Annotated in this window: 20 protein-coding genes and 1 tRNA gene; 12 read left to right on the forward strand and 9 right to left on the reverse strand. The window is 62.0% G+C overall.

The annotated features are described in order from the left end of the window. Nucleotides 1-14: 14 nt before the first annotated feature. The 3 genes from NKI73_RS06635 to NKI73_RS06645 all read left to right on the forward strand — a co-directional run bounded on the left by NKI73_RS06635 (nucleotide 15) and on the right by NKI73_RS06645 (nucleotide 1,634). Nucleotides 15-440, forward strand: a complete 426-nt coding sequence (locus NKI73_RS06635) for a TadE/TadG family type IV pilus assembly protein (protein WP_352628045.1) — start codon at nucleotides 15-17, stop codon at nucleotides 438-440. Next, nucleotides 430-834 carry a TadE/TadG family type IV pilus assembly protein gene (locus tag NKI73_RS06640; RefSeq protein ID WP_352628046.1) on the forward strand — a complete coding sequence of 135 codons (405 nt, stop codon included), beginning with the start codon at nucleotides 430-432 and terminating at the stop codon, nucleotides 832-834. The genes NKI73_RS06635 and NKI73_RS06640 overlap by 11 nt, the downstream gene beginning before the upstream one ends. Nucleotides 835-1,331: 497 nt before the next feature. Continuing rightward, nucleotides 1,332-1,634: a DUF1330 domain-containing protein gene (locus tag NKI73_RS06645; RefSeq protein WP_352628047.1), complete on the forward strand. Its 303-nt coding sequence runs from the start codon at nucleotides 1,332-1,334 to the stop codon at nucleotides 1,632-1,634. Nucleotides 1,635-1,905: 271 nt separating this feature from the next. Here the strand turns inward: NKI73_RS06645 and NKI73_RS06650 are convergent. The 4 genes from NKI73_RS06650 to phaC form a co-directional block, all read right to left on the reverse strand. Continuing rightward, nucleotides 1,906-1,980: transfer RNA gene (locus tag NKI73_RS06650), tRNA-Glu, on the reverse strand. A gap of 2 nt (nucleotides 1,981-1,982) precedes the next feature. Then, the gene (locus NKI73_RS06655) at nucleotides 1,983-2,201 is read right to left on the reverse strand and encodes a hypothetical protein (protein ID WP_352628048.1); all 219 of its coding nucleotides are present in this window, start codon (nucleotides 2,199-2,201) and stop codon (nucleotides 1,983-1,985) included. A 69-nt stretch (nucleotides 2,202-2,270) separates the two neighbouring features. Beyond that, nucleotides 2,271-3,521: a YcbK family protein gene (locus NKI73_RS06660; protein ID WP_352628049.1), complete on the reverse strand. Its 1,251-nt coding sequence runs from the start codon at nucleotides 3,519-3,521 to the stop codon at nucleotides 2,271-2,273. 215 nt (nucleotides 3,522-3,736) lie between these two features. Beyond that, nucleotides 3,737-5,572: a class I poly(R)-hydroxyalkanoic acid synthase gene (gene phaC / locus NKI73_RS06665; protein WP_352628050.1), complete on the reverse strand. Its 1,836-nt coding sequence runs from the start codon at nucleotides 5,570-5,572 to the stop codon at nucleotides 3,737-3,739. A 98-nt stretch (nucleotides 5,573-5,670) separates the two neighbouring features. Here phaC and NKI73_RS06670 point away from each other — a divergent pair, with 98 nt between their 5' ends. The 8 genes from NKI73_RS06670 to recJ all read left to right on the forward strand — a co-directional run bounded on the left by NKI73_RS06670 (nucleotide 5,671) and on the right by recJ (nucleotide 12,890). Then, the gene (locus tag NKI73_RS06670; protein ID WP_352628051.1) at nucleotides 5,671-6,063 is read left to right on the forward strand and encodes a hypothetical protein; all 393 of its coding nucleotides are present in this window, start codon (nucleotides 5,671-5,673) and stop codon (nucleotides 6,061-6,063) included. A gap of 60 nt (nucleotides 6,064-6,123) precedes the next feature. Beyond that, entirely contained in the window at nucleotides 6,124-7,341 is a 1,218-nt protein-coding gene (locus NKI73_RS06675; RefSeq protein WP_352628052.1) for an LL-diaminopimelate aminotransferase, read from the forward strand. A 46-nt stretch (nucleotides 7,342-7,387) separates the two neighbouring features. Further along, nucleotides 7,388-8,701 carry a homoserine dehydrogenase gene (locus NKI73_RS06680; protein ID WP_352628054.1) on the forward strand — a complete coding sequence of 438 codons (1,314 nt, stop codon included), beginning with the start codon at nucleotides 7,388-7,390 and terminating at the stop codon, nucleotides 8,699-8,701. Between the two features lie 137 nt (nucleotides 8,702-8,838). Then, entirely contained in the window at nucleotides 8,839-9,192 is a 354-nt protein-coding gene (locus tag NKI73_RS06685; RefSeq protein WP_352628056.1) for a hypothetical protein, read from the forward strand. Between the two features lie 71 nt (nucleotides 9,193-9,263). Then, nucleotides 9,264-9,431, forward strand: a complete 168-nt coding sequence (locus tag NKI73_RS06690) for a Thivi_2564 family membrane protein (protein WP_352628058.1) — start codon at nucleotides 9,264-9,266, stop codon at nucleotides 9,429-9,431. A gap of 203 nt (nucleotides 9,432-9,634) precedes the next feature. Further along, entirely contained in the window at nucleotides 9,635-10,618 is a 984-nt protein-coding gene (glpX, locus tag NKI73_RS06695; protein ID WP_352628060.1) for a class II fructose-bisphosphatase, read from the forward strand. Between the two features lie 73 nt (nucleotides 10,619-10,691). Next, the gene (locus NKI73_RS06700; protein ID WP_352628062.1) at nucleotides 10,692-10,916 is read left to right on the forward strand and encodes a DUF6434 domain-containing protein; all 225 of its coding nucleotides are present in this window, start codon (nucleotides 10,692-10,694) and stop codon (nucleotides 10,914-10,916) included. 189 nt (nucleotides 10,917-11,105) lie between these two features. Beyond that, nucleotides 11,106-12,890 (forward strand): single-stranded-DNA-specific exonuclease RecJ, encoded by a 1,785-nt coding sequence (gene recJ, locus NKI73_RS06705; RefSeq protein WP_352628064.1) that lies wholly within the window; start codon nucleotides 11,106-11,108, stop codon nucleotides 12,888-12,890. A 15-nt stretch (nucleotides 12,891-12,905) separates the two neighbouring features. On the opposite strand, the gene NKI73_RS06710 is transcribed toward recJ, so the two are convergent. From NKI73_RS06710 to folE, 4 genes are all read right to left on the reverse strand, one after another. Continuing rightward, nucleotides 12,906-13,463 (reverse strand): dihydrofolate reductase family protein, encoded by a 558-nt coding sequence (locus NKI73_RS06710; RefSeq protein ID WP_352628066.1) that lies wholly within the window; start codon nucleotides 13,461-13,463, stop codon nucleotides 12,906-12,908. Between the two features lie 139 nt (nucleotides 13,464-13,602). Next, complete coding sequence (locus NKI73_RS06715; protein ID WP_502899252.1) at nucleotides 13,603-14,514, reverse strand: patatin family protein; 912 nt, start codon at nucleotides 14,512-14,514, stop codon at nucleotides 13,603-13,605. 138 nt (nucleotides 14,515-14,652) lie between these two features. Continuing rightward, a complete protein-coding gene (hisI, locus tag NKI73_RS06720; protein ID WP_352628068.1) occupies nucleotides 14,653-15,114 on the reverse strand; it encodes a phosphoribosyl-AMP cyclohydrolase in 462 nt (153 codons plus the stop codon). Nucleotides 15,115-15,150: 36 nt separating this feature from the next. Further along, nucleotides 15,151-15,786 carry a GTP cyclohydrolase I FolE gene (gene folE / locus NKI73_RS06725; RefSeq protein WP_352628070.1) on the reverse strand — a complete coding sequence of 212 codons (636 nt, stop codon included), beginning with the start codon at nucleotides 15,784-15,786 and terminating at the stop codon, nucleotides 15,151-15,153. A 239-nt stretch (nucleotides 15,787-16,025) separates the two neighbouring features. On the opposite strand from folE, the gene NKI73_RS06730 reads away from it, so the two are divergent. Then, nucleotides 16,026-16,472, forward strand: coding sequence for an iron-sulfur cluster assembly scaffold protein (locus tag NKI73_RS06730; protein WP_352628072.1), 447 nt, complete (start codon nucleotides 16,026-16,028; stop codon nucleotides 16,470-16,472). A gap of 17 nt (nucleotides 16,473-16,489) precedes the next feature. On the opposite strand, the gene NKI73_RS06735 is transcribed toward NKI73_RS06730, so the two are convergent. Beyond that, a complete protein-coding gene (locus NKI73_RS06735; protein ID WP_352628074.1) occupies nucleotides 16,490-17,395 on the reverse strand; it encodes a LysR substrate-binding domain-containing protein in 906 nt (301 codons plus the stop codon). Between the last annotated feature and the right edge of the window lie 43 nt (nucleotides 17,396-17,438).

Consider the following 17,438-nt stretch of genomic DNA (forward strand, 5'->3'; position numbering starts at 1 on the left):
TGGAGCGCCGATCGATGCCGATCCTTGGCGATGAAGCGGGCGTTGCGGCGGTCGAGTTCGCGCTGGTCCTGCCCATCCTATGCCTGGTGCTGCTTGGTATTCTGGACGGCTGGTCCTACGTGACGAGTTCGCTGTCGATGCGCGCCGGCGTGAAGACCGCCGCTAATCTGGTCATGAGCGGATCGACCGATGACGCGGTGACCAAGGCCGTTGCCATTGCGAGCTGGGAGAATCGGCCGGAGGACGGCCAGGTCACACTCAGCCGGATATACATGTGCGGGACGACCGTGGTCGACGCTTCCATCATGTGCAGTGGGCCGAAGGTGCCATCGATCTATGTCCAGATCCAGGCATCGGCCACCTGGGTGCCGCCCATCGCCTTCGGTGCCTTTTCCGGTTCCAGTATCATCGGCCATCAGGAGATGATCCGTGTCCGCTAGGGCAAGCGCGTTCAGGCGGGATCGATCGGGCGGGGCCGGGTTGGAGTTCGCGCTGATCGCGCCTTTCCTCGTCATGCTGCTGTTCGGGATCTTCGCCTTCGGCTGGTCGATGCATTCCGTGTCCAGCGTTCGCTATGTGTTGGAGACATCATCACGCTCGCTGCAGCTTAAGAGCACGCTGACCCAGGCCGACATCCAATCGATCGCCACGCAGAAACTGCAGGTCCTGGGTTTTAAGGGTGTGAACGTCACGATCGCTATCGATCCGGCGAGCGGTGGCTTCCGCATGGCGCATCTGACCGCCACCTATGCCTTCGTCATCGACTTCCCTTACTTCAGCAACTTCCCGGTCAACTACGCGACAACCGTTACTGTGCCGCTGGTCGGGAGTTAGGCTCTGGAGTCCGGGCTTTTGACGGTCAAGTGACGCAAGCCTGGCACTCCGGCCGGCTTTCGACGACATAGGGCTATCTTATATATTCATTAATGCTAATATAAATCTGACGCTACGTCATGTCGGGTATTTCTCGGAGTGTGCACTGTGGGGGTTCCAATGAGAGTGGCTATATTTTGTGCGGCTATCGTGCTCGCTGCAACCGGTGTCGCTGTTGCGAAGGAGAAGAAGGTGGCAGTCAGTGACGCCGCCGCCTTGTGTTCCACCAACCCCGCAAGCAAGAAGCCCGTTCCAAATCTGGACTGCAGTATGACCGGAACTGCCAAACCGGAAGACAGCGGCGCAAAGGCAGAGCCGCGCCTCGGATACAACTCGAATCCGTGGATTGTAACTGGCTTTTGACTTTGCGTTGGAGGACGCCAAGTTGAAGCGTTGAAGGGGAGCAGCCTTAACCGGCGGGCGCCCGTTCGGCCGCTGTCGGGAAGGAGTGGGCACAGATGGCCGCCTATCTGATCGCGGATGTAGACATAAAAGACGCTGCCGTGTTCGAGGAATACCGGCGGGATGTGCCTGCCACCGAAGCGCGTTACGGTGGGCGATACCTGGGTCGTGGCGGTGCGACCAAGGTTTTGGAAGGTGATTGGCAGCCCCACCGTTTGGTTATCATCGAATTCCCCGATATGGCGTCATTGATGGGCTGGTACAATTCACCGGAATACGCCCGCCTTATCGAAATTCGCAAGCGTTGCGCCAGCACCAGGATCATTGCGCTTGAGGGGATCGCAACACCCACTGCCTGACCGTGGTGGCGCTGCCACTTCTCCCGACCTTTCTCTTAGAACTTGAAGCCAAGGATGCTTTGGCCGTGCCATGTCGCTGAAAAACCCGCCACGGGAGCGACCTGTGGCGGGCTTTTGGAGCGGCTACATCCCTGAGGAATCGACCACTTGTAGTAGTATTGTGAACTGTGTGACCGCGTTAGCCTATGGGGTGATCGCGGAAGATCGGGCCGCGACATGGCCAACGAAATTGGTCAAAGGAGGTTGGTTTTCCACCAAGTGCTTGAGTATCTGGTACGCCCAAGGGGAATCGAACCCCTGTTACCGCCGTGAAAGGGCGGTGTCCTAACCGCTAGACGATGGGCGCGCTCAGACGAAGCGGCTTATACTGGCGTTGCGCGCAACCGGCAACCCGTCAGGTGCCACCTTGGACAACTTTTTTCGAGCCTGCCAAATCAGCGATTTCGCGAGGGTTGGCAGGCTTCGATGATCAGCGGTGATGCCCATCGCTTCGTCATCCACGGGCGGAGCAAATCGCTTCACTTCTGCCTCGCTCTGAGATGACGAAATTGGGAAAGATTCGGCCAATCCCGAATGTCTTAGAATGGTCCAACGGAACGATCTTGGCTGCTAACAGGCCTCGGACCGTCCGCGCCGCTAGCCGTCGCCACCGCCGCTGCGCCGACGGCAACGCCAGTTCCAGTCGCGCTCGGGGCCGACATCGACGTGAACCGATTCTGTGTGGCAGTAAGTGCCGACACCGCCGCGACCGGGCATGGTTCTGATGTAGCTCGCCAGATCCCATTTCGAAACACCGGGGACCTGGATGTCGGCGGCGGCGCAATACATGTGCAGCGAATTCTTGGCGCCGTTGGCGCGGCGGTTGCGGGCTGGGTCGCGATAGCCTGACGTCACCGTCATCTTGCGACCGTAGTGGCCTTCGATCGTCTTCAGCACGCGGACCAGCGACGGCTTCAAGCAGGCCACATCGACGCTCTCGTTCTGCTTGAGCAGCCCGTTGGGCGCCAGCCTGGCCATGCCTGCGGCGGATGCAACCTGATAGGAGCCGCCGATTGGCCCCTCGTCCTCGTTGAGGTCGACGTCGCTTTCGTCGTCGAGGCCGGACTTGCGCTTGATTTCGAACAGGGCTGTCTGGCGCACGCCGGGCAGGGCGTCGCTGCCGGTGATGTGGCCGGTGTCGCCACCGGTCGAAGCCAGTTGCACCGGCTTTTCCGCGGAATTGGCGGAGGCGAGCGTTATGATCGGCTTTGCCGCTGCTGGTGCCGGTTTCGCCTGAACTGCTGGCTGCTCGCCCGACCGGGTGTTGATGAGGGGTGCGGATGTCGCCGAGGCAGGTGTGGCGCCAAACATCGAGGCTAGGAAGCCTCTCTTCTTCGGTGCGTCGGCTTGCGGCATCTCGCCAGCCGTCACATAGACCGGATTGTTCATTGCAGGTGCGGCTGTCGGCTTCGGCGTGTTCACGCCGGCATCGGCGGCAGCGATCTTTTCGGCGACCGCGTCGCTCTGCAGCGCTGTCTGTGCCTGCTGCTGCAAGGACTGAGGCGTTTGTCCGACAATCGTCTCGGCGCCGGCCGGCGTGGTCAGCGGAAAGGCGGCTGGGGGCTTGGCAATCGGGACATAGGCGACCTTCTCGGGGAGCGCCGTATCGCTCGCCGTCATCACGGTCGTCTGCTCGGTCGTGACCTCAGACGAATCGGCGACGGTGGTCGGCGCAGCGCCTGAGGCGGCATTTATGTCCGATGCAGTGGCGTTGTAGCCGGGCATTCCAACCGACATTGTCGGGTCACCGGCCGAAGTGCAGGAGGCCAGAAGTAAGGAGCACAGCGCTGCCACGATGGCGCGACGTTCTCCCTTTGCGAGGCTCCATCCTGCTGATTTCAAAGCCAAATTCCCCCTCGATGCCCGGTCGGTATGTCCTTGGTGCAGCACCGATACGCCGCGTCAAGGTGACCTTTGTCTCCGATCCGGAAACGAGACCTGTGTCAAATCCGCAAGCCTGAAAGTATTTTTGCGGTGATTGCCGAATTACGGCTGCTTGATGGTTGACGACACCATTTCGCCCGCTTTTACCGGTGCGTCAACTCACCAGACATTACAGTCCGTTACACACGCACCTTCACATAGGTACCGGGAGCATCCCCCAAGGTTTTCATATGCTTGCCGGGTTTGCGGGCAGGCACACGGGTGTTGTCCTTTGCCTCTATCCAGTCTTGCCAGTGCGGCCACCAGGACCCTGGATGGTCGGTGGCCTTGGCTATCCACTGGCCGAAGTCGCCCGTCGGTGCCCCCCCGGTCCAGTACTGGTACTTGTTGGATGCCGGCGGATTGACGACGCCTGCGATATGGCCCGAACCCGCCATGACGTACTCGACCTTGCCGCCGAAATATTTCGAGCCGAGGAACACCGAAAGTGCCGGCGCGATGTGATCTTCCTTGGAGGCGAGGTTGTAGACCGGGATGGTGATGTCTCCGAGCGAAATCGTGTGACCCGCCAGTTCCATCATGCCTTGCGAGAGGTTGTTCTCGAGATAGCAGTTGCGCAGGTAGAAGGAGTGATTGGCCGCGCCCATGCGGGTCGAATCGGCATTCCAGTAGAGCAGGTCGAAGGGCAGGGGATCCTTGCCGCGCATGTAGTTGTTGACGACATAGGGCCAGATCAGGTCGCCGGACCGCAGCATGTTGAAGGCGGTCGCCATCTTGGTGCCGTCGAGATAGCCTTTTTCGCTCATCGACTTTTCCACCGCCGCGACCTGCTCTTCGTCGACGAAGACTTTCAGGTCGCCGGCATGGGTGAAGTCGACCTGCGTGGTGAAGAAGGTCGCCGACTTGATGCGGTCGTCGCCCTCGCGCGCCATCAGCGCCAGTGCCGCCGCCAGAAGCGTACCGCCGACGCAATAGCCGATCGCATTGACGTCGCGTTCGCCAGTGGCCTTCTCGACGGTGTCGAGGCCATATTGCAGTCCCTCGCGGATGTAGGCCTCCCAGCCCTTGGTGCCGTGGCGCTCGTCCGGGTTGATCCAGGAGATGACGAAGACGGTATGGCCCTGTTCGATCGCCCAGCGGATGAAGGATTTCTGCGGGTTCAGATCGAGGATGTAGAATTTGTTGATCCATGGCGGGCAAATCAGCAGCGGTCGCTTGAGCACCGTCTCGGTCGCCGGATCGTACTGGATGATCTCGGCGACATCGCTGCGGCCAACCACCTTGCCGGGAGTGGTGGCGATGTTCCTGCCGATCTCGAAGGGTGAGTAGTCGGCTTGGCGCAGCTTCAGGTCGCCTTTGCCGGCGGCGATGTCCTCGGCCAGCATCTTCATGCCGCGCACCAGGTTCTCGCCGTTCGAGGCGATGGTTTCGCGAAACAGTTCCGGATTGGTCAGGATGAAATTCGACGGCGAGATGGCGTTGGACACCTGCTTGACGTAGAAACCGGCCTTGTGGCGGGTGTGCTCGTCCAGACCTTCGGCGTGCTCGACCAGGTCGACCGCCCAGCGCGAGGTGACGAGATAGGCCTGCTTGAGGAAATCGAAGAAGGCGTTGCGGCCCCATTCCGGGTCGAGGAAGCGCTTGTCGCCGCGCTCCGGCTTGACGGCGTCTTCGGTTTCTTCCGCGGCGTTGCTGGTGCGCTGAATGGCGTTGGCCCAGACAGTCATGTAGCCGGAGAACAACCGCGTCTGCGCTTCCAGCGCGCGCTGCGGATCGGACAGCCAGTATTCGCTGAGCTTGGAAAAGGTCTTCACCATGTCGACGACCGGCTCGGCGACGTGATCGCGCACCTCGCCTTTTTCGCGCGGCTCGGCCCAGGCGGAAGCGGCCTTGCCGGCCTGCTCGATCATGCGCGCCATGTTCAGGGCGAAGCGTTCCGGGTCCTTCACCAGATATTGCTCGACGGTCGAAGGCTCGTCATCTTCCGCTTTGCCCGAATCGGGTGTTTTGGACATGGTTGGCGGGGTTCCTCCCGAGGCCTTTTCTTGACATATTAACATGGGACATCCGACCGGGTCCAATCTCGCTCTAGCTCGGCTGCCAAGGAAACAATATGACGATTAATATTGGCGAGACTGTTTTTTTCGGCGCCGGACGTTTTTGCCGCATCGGTGCGGCGATCGTCCTCATGGGGATTGCCGGGTGTTCGAGCACCAACACCAGCGGCCCGACGCCGATTGCCGTGGATGCGGGACCGAAGGATACCGGTACTTTTCCGAACCTCAACATCAAGCCGCAAGTGGCGGCGCCGCAGTTCACCGAAGCCGAGAAGAACGCCAAGCTTGCCCAATTGAAGGCCGATGAGAATTCGCAGGCGGCAAAAGGCGGCGGTCCGCAGGTCGCCAATCAGGCGGCGCTTACGGATCTGGCCAAGAAGCACGGTGACGAAACGCTGAAGCAGATCGAAGCCAAATGCGACCCCGCCCTCGACCCTACCTGCAAATAAGTATATAGCGCGCGCCCAATACCTTAGATATCTGGGCCCCCTTTGCTGTCTGGAACTGCCATGGAAGAATTTCACAAGGTTCGCCGGCTTCCGCCTTACGTCTTCGAGCAGGTCAACCGGCTCAAGGCCAGCGCCCGTTCGCGCGGCGCCGACATCATCGACCTCGGCATGGGCAATCCGGACCTGCCGACGCCCAAGGCCATCGTCGACAAACTGTGCGAGGTCGTGCGCGATCCGCGTACGCACCGCTATTCCTCGTCACGAGGCATTCCTGGCCTGCGCCGGGCCCAGGCCAGCTACTATGCCCGCCGCTTCGGTGTGAAGCTCAACCCCGACACGCAAGTGGTGGCCACGCTCGGCTCGAAGGAGGGCTTCGCCAATATGGCGCAGGCGATCACCGCGCCGGGCGACGTAATCCTGTGCCCGAACCCGACCTATCCGATCCATGCCTTCGGCTTCATCATGTCGGGCGGCGTCATCCGCTCGTTGCAGGTGGAGCCCGACGACGGCTTCATCCCGGCGCTCGAGCGCGGTGTCAAGCATTCGATCCCGAAGCCGCTGGCGCTGATCCTCAACTATCCATCGAACCCGACGGCGCTGGTCGCTTCGCTCGATTTCTATAAGGATGTGGTGGCGTTCGCGAAGAAGAACGACATCATCATCCTGTCCGATCTTGCCTATTCGGAGATTTATTTCGATGGCAATCCGCCGCCTTCGGTGCTGCAGGTGCCGGGCGCGATCGACGTCTGCGTCGAATTCACCTCAATGTCGAAGACCTTTTCCATGCCGGGCTGGCGCATGGGTTTTGCGGTCGGCAACGAGAGGCTGATCTCGGCGCTGACCAGGGTGAAATCCTATCTCGACTACGGCGCCTTCACGCCGATCCAGGTGGCGGCGGCACACGCGCTCAACGGCGACGGCGCCGACATCGCCGAAGTGCGCGACATCTACCACAAGCGCCGCGACGTGATGGTCGATGCCTTCGGCCGCGCCGGCTGGACCATTCCGGCACCGGCGGCATCGATGTTCGCCTGGGCACCGATTCCGGAGCCGTTCCGGCATCTCGGCTCGCTTGAATTCTCCAAGCTGCTCATCGAACATGCCGACGTGGCGGTGGCGCCAGGTGTCGGCTTCGGCGAACATGGCGACGATCACGTACGCATTGCGCTGGTCGAGAACGAGCACCGGATCCGCCAGGCGGCGCGCAACATCAAGCGCTTCCTGGCGACCAGCGCCAAGCAGCCCAACAATGTCGTGCCGCTCTCCGCTCATCGGTAAGCTTGCCGCAGACAATTTCGATCTGACTTGAGGGACGTCGCCGGACATGGCTGAAGCATTGCGTGTTGGAATTGCCGGTCTCGGCACCGTCGGCGCGTCGGTGGCGCGCGTACTGCGCGACAAAGCGGCGGAACTGACCCGGCAGTGCGGGCGCGATATCGTCGTCACCGCGGTCTCGGCGCGCGACCAGAAGCGCGATCGCGGCGTCGATGTCAGTGCCGCAAAATGGTTCGACGATCCGGTCAAGATGGCCCAGACCGCCGAAATCGACGTGTTCGTCGAACTGATCGGCGGCGACGAGGGGCCGGCGCGCTTGTCGGTGAAAGCAGCGCTCGAAGCCGGTCGTCACGTCGTCACCGCCAACAAGGCGCTGCTTGCCAAGCATGGCGTGGCGCTGGCCGAGATCGCCGAGAAGCGCGGCGTGCTGCTCAACTACGAGGCGGCAGTGGCGGGCGGCATCCCCGTCATCAAGACGATGCGCGAGGCGATGGCCGGCAATTCGGTCACCCGCGTCTTCGGCATTCTCAACGGCACCTGCAACTATATCCTGACCCGCATGGAGGCCGAGGGCATCTCGTTCGATGCCTGCCTGAAGGACGCACAGCGGCTGGGCTATGCCGAGGCCGATCCGACTTTCGACATCGAGGGCCACGACACCGCGCACAAGCTGTCGATCCTGACCAGCCTTGCCTTCGGCACCAGGATCGCCGCCAACGACATCTACATGGAGGGCATTTCCAACATCTCCCAGGCCGACATCCGCGCGGCGGGCGATCTCGGTTACCGGATCAAGCTGCTGGGCGTCGCCCAGCGCACCGACAGCGGCATCGAGCAGCGCGTGCACCCGACCATGGTGCCGACCGCCTCGGTCATCGCGCAGGTTCATGGCGTTACCAATGCGGTGGCGATCGAGACCGACATTTTGGGCGAGCTGCTGCTGTCCGGCCCCGGTGCTGGCGGCAACGCCACCGCATCGGCTGTGATCGGCGACATCGCCGACATCGCCAAGAGCCGGCCCGGTTTCCAGCACGGTCCGGTCTTCGGCCAGCCAGCAAAGGAATTGAAACCCTACAAGAAGGCGCAGATGCGCAGCCATGCCGGCGGCTACTTCATCCGGCTGACCGTGCATGATCGTATCGGTGTGTTTGCGGCAATTGCCAAGCGCATGGCCGACAGCGATATTTCGCTGGAATCGATCGTCCAGCACGCAGTCAACGGCGAAGCGGCGGCGCAAAAGACGGTGATCCTCGTTACCCACGAGACGACCGAGGCTGCCGTACGCAAGGCCGTCGACGGCATCACCAAGGACGGCCATCTGACCGACAAGCCGCAGGTCATCCGCATCGAGCGGGCAGGGTAGTTTTCCGCCCGATAGCCGCGCGGGCTCAAGAATCCCGCCGGCATCTTCGCGTCGGTTGATGGCAAGTTGCCACGATCCACCGGAACGAATTCGCGTCGCCGCCGTTCTCTTGGTCAGCAACCAGAGGGAGCCGCTTCATGGCCGATACCAACAAATCCGATACCCCTGATATCGACGACATCCAGAAGACGCTGGAAAAACAGATTGCCGAACTGCGCAAGGAGATCACCAAGATCAACAAGAGCATTTCGGCGCGCGGTGCGGAAATGCTGGACGCTAGCGAGCAGGCATCTGACTTCTACGACACGGCCGCGACCCGCGCGTCGCGAACCGCTCAGCAGTTACGCACGCAGGCCCACGCGGTCTCCGAAGTCGCGCGCGAAAATCCCGGGACGACGACAGCGGTGGTCGGCGTGATCGGTTTGCTCGGCTTTATGGCCGGTTTCGCCATTGGTCAGTCGACGAACGATACGTCGCGCCGCTGGTATTGACCGCGGCGCGATAAGGCCGGGTTTGCCGGCTCATTTCCCTGTTTCAGCAGATCATTTTTAAGGAGGGCACTATGGCTTCATCCGCCTTGATCAGCATCCTGATCACATTCCTCGTCATCATACTCGTTCTCTATCTGGTTCAGCGCCTGCCGCTCGACGCCCGGACGAGACAGATCGCGCAGATCATCGTCATCATCATCGGCATCATTTCGCTGCTCAAATATCTCGCGGTTTTCTAGGTCGCTAAGGGCGCCGATTTTCACTTTTTCAACCCGGTCCGGTCCACTGCGACCGGGCTGATTTCGTTTCGGAATGCTGTTTAATCGATTGATATTGCTGGTTATTCGATAAAATCTTCTGCAGGTCTTGCCGTTGTCATGCTCGTTTGACAAAACAGGCCGCCTCCGGCGGGAGGCCGCATTGCCAACGAGGAAATCACCAGATGAATGTGGCCCAGAATATCGTTCCCGGTCTTGATCGGATACTCACCATGGAGCTGGTGCGTGTCACCGAACGGGCCGCCGTCGCGGCCGCCAGGCTGCGCGGGCGCGGGGACGAAATGGCGGCCGACCAGGTCGCCGTGGATGCCATGCGCCAGGAACTCAACCGGCTCGCCATCAAGGGTACGGTGGTAATCGGCGAGGGCGAACGCGACGAGGCGCCGATGCTCTATATCGGCGAGGAAGTCGGCTCGGGCAAAGGTCCTGCCGTCGATATCGCGCTCGATCCGCTGGAAGGCACGACGATCTGCGCCAAGAACCTGCCCAATGCGCTCGCCGTCATCGCCATCGCCGAGAAAGGCAGCCTGCTGTTCGCGCCCGATGTCTACATGGACAAGATCGCCATCGGTCCGGGCTATGCCGACGGCGTCATCGACATCGATGCCACGCCGGCCGAAAACATGGCGAGCCTCGCCCGCGCCAAGGGCGTCGCCGTCTCGGACATTACCGCCTGCATCCTCGACCGGCCACGCCATACCAAGCTGATCGAGGCTGTGCGCGCCACGGGTGCTGCGATCCGGCTGATCGGCGACGGCGATGTGGCAGGCGTCATCCACACCACCGATCCCGAGGAAACCGGCATCGACATCTACCTCGGCACTGGCGGCGCGCCGGAGGGCGTTCTGGCCGCGGCGGCGTTGCGCTGTACCGGCGGCCAGATGCAGGGCCGGCTGATCCTCGACACGCCGGAAAAGGTCGCTCGCGCCGCGAAGATGGGCATTTCCAATCCAAAGCGGGTCTATCGGGCCGAAGACATGGCGCGCGGCGACGTGCTGTTCGCGGCCACCGGCGTCACCGACGGCAACATGCTGGCAGGCGTCAAGTTCGGCCAAAACTATATCACCACCCACACGATCGTGCTGCGCTCGTCGTCGCGGACGGTGCGCGAGATCAAGGCCCGCCATCAGGACCTGGATAAGTTCTGACGCTCGCTTGCGAAGCCACCTTGCAATTGTTAGCCATTCAGGGGCATCCGATGCTGACTGCAAGGATTTGACGATGAAACCATTCGACTGGCACGCGGATCCGATTTCGCGCGCCACCGCGATCACGAAGTCTTATCGCAACACCCAGAACGTACGCCGCTTTCTCACCCGGGAATGCGGCGATGCGTTCAGGTTCGACCGACCTTTCATGGCCTGGCTCAAGGACGGTGCGGAAAAGACGATGGGCGAGGCGGTCGACGAGTGGCTGCGTCGTCAGGCTGAAAAGCGGAAAGCGTAGTTTTCTTGAAATCTCCCGGGACGGCGCATCACCGCGAACCGCTTGGCTTTGCCAGCCTCTGGCCTAAAGCGCGTTGCGTTCACGCGACGCGCTTTAGGTTGTTGTTTATGCAGGTCGTCGTCCCAAAACCGCTGCACACTTTTGGGCGACATGCACTATCCTGCGGCCAACCATGAGTCGGCAAACAGTATGACCGGCGAAAAACGCCTCTTCCTCGATGTCAGGCAGTCGGTATCAGGCGTTTCCTGGGAACACCGGCTGACCGAGCGCCAGGACATGACCGCGCTTGCCATCGCGCAAGGCCACGGCGTGCCCGACATCGTCGCGCGCGTGCTTGCCGGTCGCGGAGTCACCGCCGAGCAGACCGAGCGATTTCTCGATCCGACGATCCGCGACCTTCTGCCGAATCCGGCATCGCTGACCGACATGGACAGGGCCGCGGCGCGCATCGCCGCCGCGGTGATGGCCAGGGAAAAGGTGGCGATCTTCGGCGACTATGATGTCGACGGCGCCGCCTCGTCAGCCTTGCTGAAACGGTTCCTCACGCATTTCTCCGTGCCGTCGGAAATCTACATCCCGGATCGCATTTTCGAGGGCTATGGTCCCAATCCAGACGCTATGCGTGAACTGGTTTCGCGTGGCGCAACACTGATCGTCACCGTCGATTGCGGCACCAACAGCGCCGTTTCCATCGATGCCGCCAATGAGGCTGGGGCCGATGTCGTGGTGCTCGACCACCATCAGGTCGGCGGCGCCTTGCCGGCGGCAATCGCTGTCGTCAATCCCAATCGCGACGACGATCTTTCCGGGCAGGGCCATCTCTGTGCTGCCGGCGTGGTCTTCCTCGCGCTTGTGCAGACAGCCAAGATCCTGCGTGGCCGCATGGCCGATGCCACGCCGCCGGACCTGCTTTCGCTGCTCGATCTCGTCGCCCTTGCCACCGTCTGTGACGTGGTGCCGCTGACCGGCATCAACCGCGCTTTCGTCGTCAAGGGGCTGCAGATGGCGCGTCAGCAGAAGAACGAAGGGCTTGCCGCGCTGGCACGGGTCTCGCGTATCGGCGAGCCGATCAGCCCCTTCCATCTGGCCTACCTGATCGGCCCGCGCATCAATGCCGGCGGACGCATCGGCGATGCCGCACTCGGCAGCAGGCTGCTTGCGACCGACCACCCGGTCGAGGCGCGCACCATTGCCGAAACGCTCGACCGGCTCAACCAGGAACGGCAGCTGATGGAGCAGGAGATGCTCGCGGCGGCGCGCGCCGAAGCCGATGCCGAACTTGCCGGCGGCAATGGCCCCGCCATCGTCGTCACCGCCAGCAACAACTGGCATCCTGGCATTGTCGGCCTGCTGGCCTCGCGATTGAAGGATCATGCGCGCCGGCCCGCCTTCGCCATTGCCTTCAATGCCAACGGCACCGGCACCGGCTCGGGCCGCTCGGTATCGGGTTTCGACCTCGGCCGGCTGGTGCGCGAGGCGGCCAATGCCGGGCTGATCGTCAAGGGCGGCGGCCACGGCATGGCGGCGGGCATCACCGTGGAGCGGGCGAAGCTCGGCGAGCTCAGGGCGTTTTTCGAAGAGCGGGCGGCGGCCGATGTGTTTCGCTTGCAAGGGGAGGAAAGCCTGGCGATCGACGGAGCGCTTGCCGCCGAAGGCGCGACGCTCGGCCTGCTCGACGCGCTGGAAAAGGCCGGACCGTTCGGTGCCGGACATGCGGCACCCGTTTTCGCTCTGCCGCGTCATCGGCTGGCCGATGCGCGGTCGGTCGGCACCAACCACATCCGCGTCGAGCTGCAATCGGAAAGCGGCGGCCGTATCCAGGCGATCGCCTTTCGCGCCGTCGATACCGCACTCGGCGAATTCCTGTTCAAGAACCGCGGCAAGACAATCCACGTCGCCGGTTCGTTGTCGGGCAACCATTGGAACGGCAACCGCACCGTTCAGTTTCGCATCACCGATGCGGCGCGCGCGTAGTTGCCTGAGGTCAGCTCAACTGGCCGGTGCGTAGCGCGTCAGCGTCACGCCCTGGGCAAGACTTTCCGCGCCGAGTGGCTTCAGCGTCAGGGATAGGCCAGAACGAAAATACGGCTTGCCGCCGCCTAGCACGACCGGGTGCATGTACAGCCGGTATTCGTCGATGAGACCAGCTCTTGCCAGAGTGGCGGCAAGATCGGCGCCGCCTAGGATGATGAGGCCATCCGTCTGCGATTTGAGAGATCTTACCGTGGTCAGGGCATCGCCATTCACCAGCCGGGCATTGTGCCCGACGTGGCCAAGTGTGGTTGAGAACACGATCTTCGGTGTCTCTCGCCATGCACGGGCAAAATCCCGTTCGACCTCTGTGGCGCCGGTCTCGCGATCCGGACTGTCCCAGAAGCGCATTACCTCATACATCCGCCGTCCGGCGAGAACGACAGAGGTCTGTTTCATCATTTCATTGAAGTGTTGGTGCAGTCCTGTCTCGGGTACGGGCAAGCCAATTTCCCCATCCGGCCCGGCGATATAGCCGTCCAAGGATGTCAGCATGGAATAGACTATTCTGGCCATCTGCGCCTCCGTTCGATCCTTACCAGACGACCATAACCAATTGCGTTTTGCAATCGGTTAGTCGCGAGATGAACGCAGACGGTGCGGGTCTCATCGCTGTGACGGGAACCGACCAATTTTTGGTGAATGGCAGCCAGGCCTAGGCGAGAACGGACTGCAGCCGGGTCAGTTCGCCGATCTGCGCCATCGTTGCCTGATAGCCGAGGTTGATCGCCTCGTCGGCGCGGTGGAACTCGGTCAGGCCGATATGGCTGAGCTTTGGCTGCAGCGACATGTCTGGTGGATCGCCGGCAAGCCTGGCGCGCGAAATGCGATCCTGGATGATGTTGAAGGCCTCGACCATAACGCCGGTGATGCCGAGCCGGGTCTGATGCGACCGGTGCTCGGCGTCGATCTGGCCGGGCCTCGGCGCATCCTTTTCGATGACCAGCTCGCCGGCGCTGTGTTTTATCACCGCAGCGCGCCCGAACAGGTCGTAGTGAAGATTGACCGCCACAACGAGTGGCTGCTCATAGGCGCGGCAGACCGAAACCGGAACCGGGTTGACCAGCGCACCGTCGACCAGCACGCGGCCGTTGCAATCCACCGGCTCGAACACGCCGGGCAGCGCATAGGAGGCGCGCATGGCGGTGATCAATGAGCCGCTCGACAGCCAGATTTCATGGCCGGTACGGATTTCGGACGTGACTGCGACGAACGGCTTGGCCAGGTCCTCGAAACGAATGCCGGCCATGTGCTCGCGCAGCCGGGCGTCGAGCTTCATGCCGCCGAACAGGCCGCTGCCGCGCAGGTTGAGATCGAGCAGGCCGAAGATGCGTCGCTTGGTCAGGCTGCGCGCGAATTCTTCCAGTTCGTCCAGTTTGCCCGCGAGATAGCAGCCGCCGACCAGCGCGCCGATCGAGGTGCCGGCGATCATCGACACTTCGATGCCGGCTTCGTCGAGCGCGCGCAGCACGCCGATATGCGCCCAGCCGCGGGCGCAACCTCCACCCAAGGCGAGCGAAATGCCGGTTTTCCTTGGTGTTTCCGATGCGCCGCCGGACGAAGACAGGCCGTTGGCCTCCCTGACATCTGGTCTGTTACGCAATGACGCCCACTCGAGCATCATGATCTCCCTTGTCCCATGGCCAATATACAGGCGGGCCGTATCGAAATGATGAATCTGTGTCGCTGGTGTCAGGCAGAAGGTTCAAGCTGATGACTTCCGATACGTGTTTTCTGCATCGAACAGCGGCTTGCTGCCGTCGTCGGCAAGCGTCCCCTTGCCGTCGATCAGCCCCACCGTCCGATAAAAGCATGAACGCCGGCCGGTGTGACAGGTTGCGTCGTGGCCCAACACTTTGACGCGCAACCATATGGCGTCCTGGTCACAATCCGTGAGCATGTCGACGACATGCTGGAAATTGCCTGACGTTTCGCCTTTTTTCCACAGCGCGCTGCGCGAACGCGACCAGTAGTGGGCGATGCCTGTTTCCAGCGTCAGCGCCAGCGCTTGCGCATTCATGTGCGCAACCATCAACAGCATGCCGTCTTCGGCATCGGTGACGACGACGGTGACGAGGCCGGCTGCGTCGAAGCGCGGTGAAAACACCGCGCCTTCCTCCAACGCTTTCTTGTCTGACGGAGCTTTTGGAAATTCCAGTGCCGACATCGCCGGTCCTTGTTCTTAGTGGCCGGCGAGGGCCATTCAGACCCCGCCGCCGCGCACCATGGTGACGAAACGAACCTGCTCTTCGGGCGTATCCTTGAAGACACCGGTGAAGGTCGAGGTCAGCGTTGTGGAACCCTGCTTGCGGATGCCGCGCATGGCCATGCACATGTGCTCGGCCTCGATCATCACGGCGACGCCGCGCGGATTGAGCACATCCTGGATGACGCCGGCGATCTGGGCCGTCAGGGCCTCCTGCGTCTGCAGGCGATGGGCGAAGATATCGACCACGCGTGCGATCTTGGACAGGCCGACGACCTTGCCGTCCGGCAGATAGCCGACATGCGCCTTGCCGATGATCGGCACCATGTGGTGCTCGCAATGCGAATGGAATGTGATGTCCTTGACGATGACCAGGTCGTCGTAGCCGGCGACCTCCTCGAAGGTGCGGCCGAGTTCGTCGGCCGGGCACATATCGTAGCCGCCGAACATTTCGCGAAAGGCCTTGGCCACGCGCTTGGGCGTGTCGGCCAGCCCTTCGCGGTCTGGATTGTCGCCGGTCCAGCGCAAAAGCGTGCGCACTGCGGCCTCGACCTCGGCTTCGCTCGGCCGGTCGGTAACCGGCTTCTCCATATAGGCTGATTGGGGCATGAGTTTCTTGATGACTGCATCCATAAAGGCGTCTCCCGTAGTCCCTCTCGACGGAGGAACGAGTTGAACGGACCACGACCTTTCGGTGTCGGAAACTCGCCCCGTTTCCAGCCCCGTAAGTGGCGTGAACTTCCCGGCAAGGACACTGGCTTTCGTTGTCTTGTCGATACCGGACTGCCACCATTATATATGGTCATGACGAGCGAAAGGAAGACACGACAGCGGCAATCGCTGTTCGCTTGGCGGCGATGGATTGGAAAATAATGATAAACGACGTCTACAATGCGAAAATTCTGGGTTTCGCCGGAAATATCGCCCGTATCGGCCGCCTCGATCATCCCGACGCGACCGCCAAGGCGCATTCCAAGCTGTGCGGCTCGACCGTCACCGTCGATCTCAAGATGCAGGATGGCGTGGTCACGGACTTTGCCCATGACGTGAAGGCCTGCGCGCTCGGCCAGGCGTCGTCCTCGATCATGGCGCAGCACGTCGTCGGCGCGAATGCCGAAGAACTGCGTGCGGTGCGCGATACGATGCTGAAGATGCTGAAGGAAAATGGCGCGCCGCCTGGCGGCCGCTTCGCCGACCTGAAATATCTGGAGCCGGTGCGCGACTACAAGGCCCGCCATGCCTCGACCATGCTGACCTTCGATGCGGTGGTCGACGCGATCGGCCAGATCGAGAAGAAGCGCGCCGAAGAAGCGGCCTGAGGCCCGATAGCCGACGGTTACAGCGCACGTCTGCTTTCGGCAAATTCGCTGCGTACCCACTCGGCAAACGCGGCGGCAGGCTCCGAAAGATCGCGCAAGCTTCTGGCCACCAGCCAATAGGCGCCGGATGCGACGTCGATGTCGAACGGCTTGACCAGCGTGCCGGATTTGATTTCCTCGCCGATCTGCAGGAGATCGCCCAGTGCCACGCCATGTCCGAGCAGGGCGGCCTGCTTTGAAAGCGACGCGTCCGCCAGCATCGGACCGCGCGCGGGCACGGCGTCGGCTGGCACGCCGGCCGCTTCGAACCAGCGCGCCCAGCCCTGACGGTTCTCCTCGTGCAAAAGCGTGTAGCGACCAAGGTCTATCGGCCTCTCGAGGGGAGGGCCCGAGGCAAGCAGCGCCGGCGACAGAACCGGTGAATCGACCGTCGAGGCAAGCCGCTCGGCCTGGCTGCGCGGCCAGGAGTTGGCATGCGCGCTGAAGCGCAAGGCAAGTTCTGGCTGATCGCTGCGGAACTCGATCAGCCTTGGATCGACTTCGAGAGAAATATCGATATCGGGACGCAATTGGCGAAACCGGTTGAGCCGGGGCACCAGCCACACTGAGGCAAGGGATGGTTCAACGCTGACGCGAACCACGACCTGCGCCGGCGTCTCCACCAGTTCCCCAAGCAAGGTGTCGATGGCGTCAAAACTTCTGACGAGCTGATCCAGCAGACGCCGGCCGGTGTCGGTTAGTTCGACGCGACGATGGTGACGTTCGAACAAGGGCTGGCGCAGGAAGATCTCGAGTTCGCGGATCTGCCGGCTGATCGCCGCCTGCGAGACGAAAAGCTCCTCGGCGGCCCGACTGAAGCTCAGATGCCGGCCTGCCGCCTCGAAGCTCCTCAATGCCGTCAGCGGCAGGCGTCCGCGCTTCATTCGCATAACCCAGGATTATCCGAAGTGGAAATTATACTCGTTT

The organism is Mesorhizobium sp. M0496, from assembly GCF_040321205.1.
In the GTDB taxonomy this organism is placed as follows: Bacteria; Pseudomonadota; Alphaproteobacteria; order Rhizobiales; family Rhizobiaceae; genus Mesorhizobium.

Bases quoted from the DNA above. Each gene is read 5' to 3' on its own strand.
- NKI73_RS06635 (WP_352628045.1), top strand. From the start codon at position 15: ATGCCGATCCTTGGCGATGAAGCGGGCGTTGCGGCGGTCGAGTTCGCG.
- NKI73_RS06700 (WP_352628062.1), top strand. From the start codon at position 10,692: ATGAAACCATTCGACTGGCACGCGGATCCGATTTCGCGCGCCACCGCG.
- NKI73_RS06710 (WP_352628066.1), bottom strand. From the start codon at position 13,463: ATGGCCAGAATAGTCTATTCCATGCTGACATCCTTGGACGGCTATATC.
- hisI (WP_352628068.1), bottom strand. From the start codon at position 15,114: ATGTCGGCACTGGAATTTCCAAAAGCTCCGTCAGACAAGAAAGCGTTG.
- glpX (WP_352628060.1), top strand. From the start codon at position 9,635: ATGAATGTGGCCCAGAATATCGTTCCCGGTCTTGATCGGATACTCACC.
- NKI73_RS06670 (WP_352628051.1), top strand. From the start codon at position 5,671: ATGACGATTAATATTGGCGAGACTGTTTTTTTCGGCGCCGGACGTTTT.
- phaC (WP_352628050.1), bottom strand. From the start codon at position 5,572: ATGTCCAAAACACCCGATTCGGGCAAAGCGGAAGATGACGAGCCTTCG.
- NKI73_RS06735 (WP_352628074.1), bottom strand. From the start codon at position 17,395: ATGAAGCGCGGACGCCTGCCGCTGACGGCATTGAGGAGCTTCGAGGCG.
- NKI73_RS06730 (WP_352628072.1), top strand. From the start codon at position 16,026: ATGATAAACGACGTCTACAATGCGAAAATTCTGGGTTTCGCCGGAAAT.
- folE (WP_352628070.1), bottom strand. From the start codon at position 15,786: ATGGATGCAGTCATCAAGAAACTCATGCCCCAATCAGCCTATATGGAG.
- NKI73_RS06645 (WP_352628047.1), top strand. From the start codon at position 1,332: ATGGCCGCCTATCTGATCGCGGATGTAGACATAAAAGACGCTGCCGTG.
- NKI73_RS06685 (WP_352628056.1), top strand. From the start codon at position 8,839: ATGGCCGATACCAACAAATCCGATACCCCTGATATCGACGACATCCAG.
- NKI73_RS06680 (WP_352628054.1), top strand. From the start codon at position 7,388: ATGGCTGAAGCATTGCGTGTTGGAATTGCCGGTCTCGGCACCGTCGGC.
- recJ (WP_352628064.1), top strand. From the start codon at position 11,106: ATGACCGGCGAAAAACGCCTCTTCCTCGATGTCAGGCAGTCGGTATCA.
- NKI73_RS06675 (WP_352628052.1), top strand. From the start codon at position 6,124: ATGGAAGAATTTCACAAGGTTCGCCGGCTTCCGCCTTACGTCTTCGAG.
- NKI73_RS06690 (WP_352628058.1), top strand. From the start codon at position 9,264: ATGGCTTCATCCGCCTTGATCAGCATCCTGATCACATTCCTCGTCATC.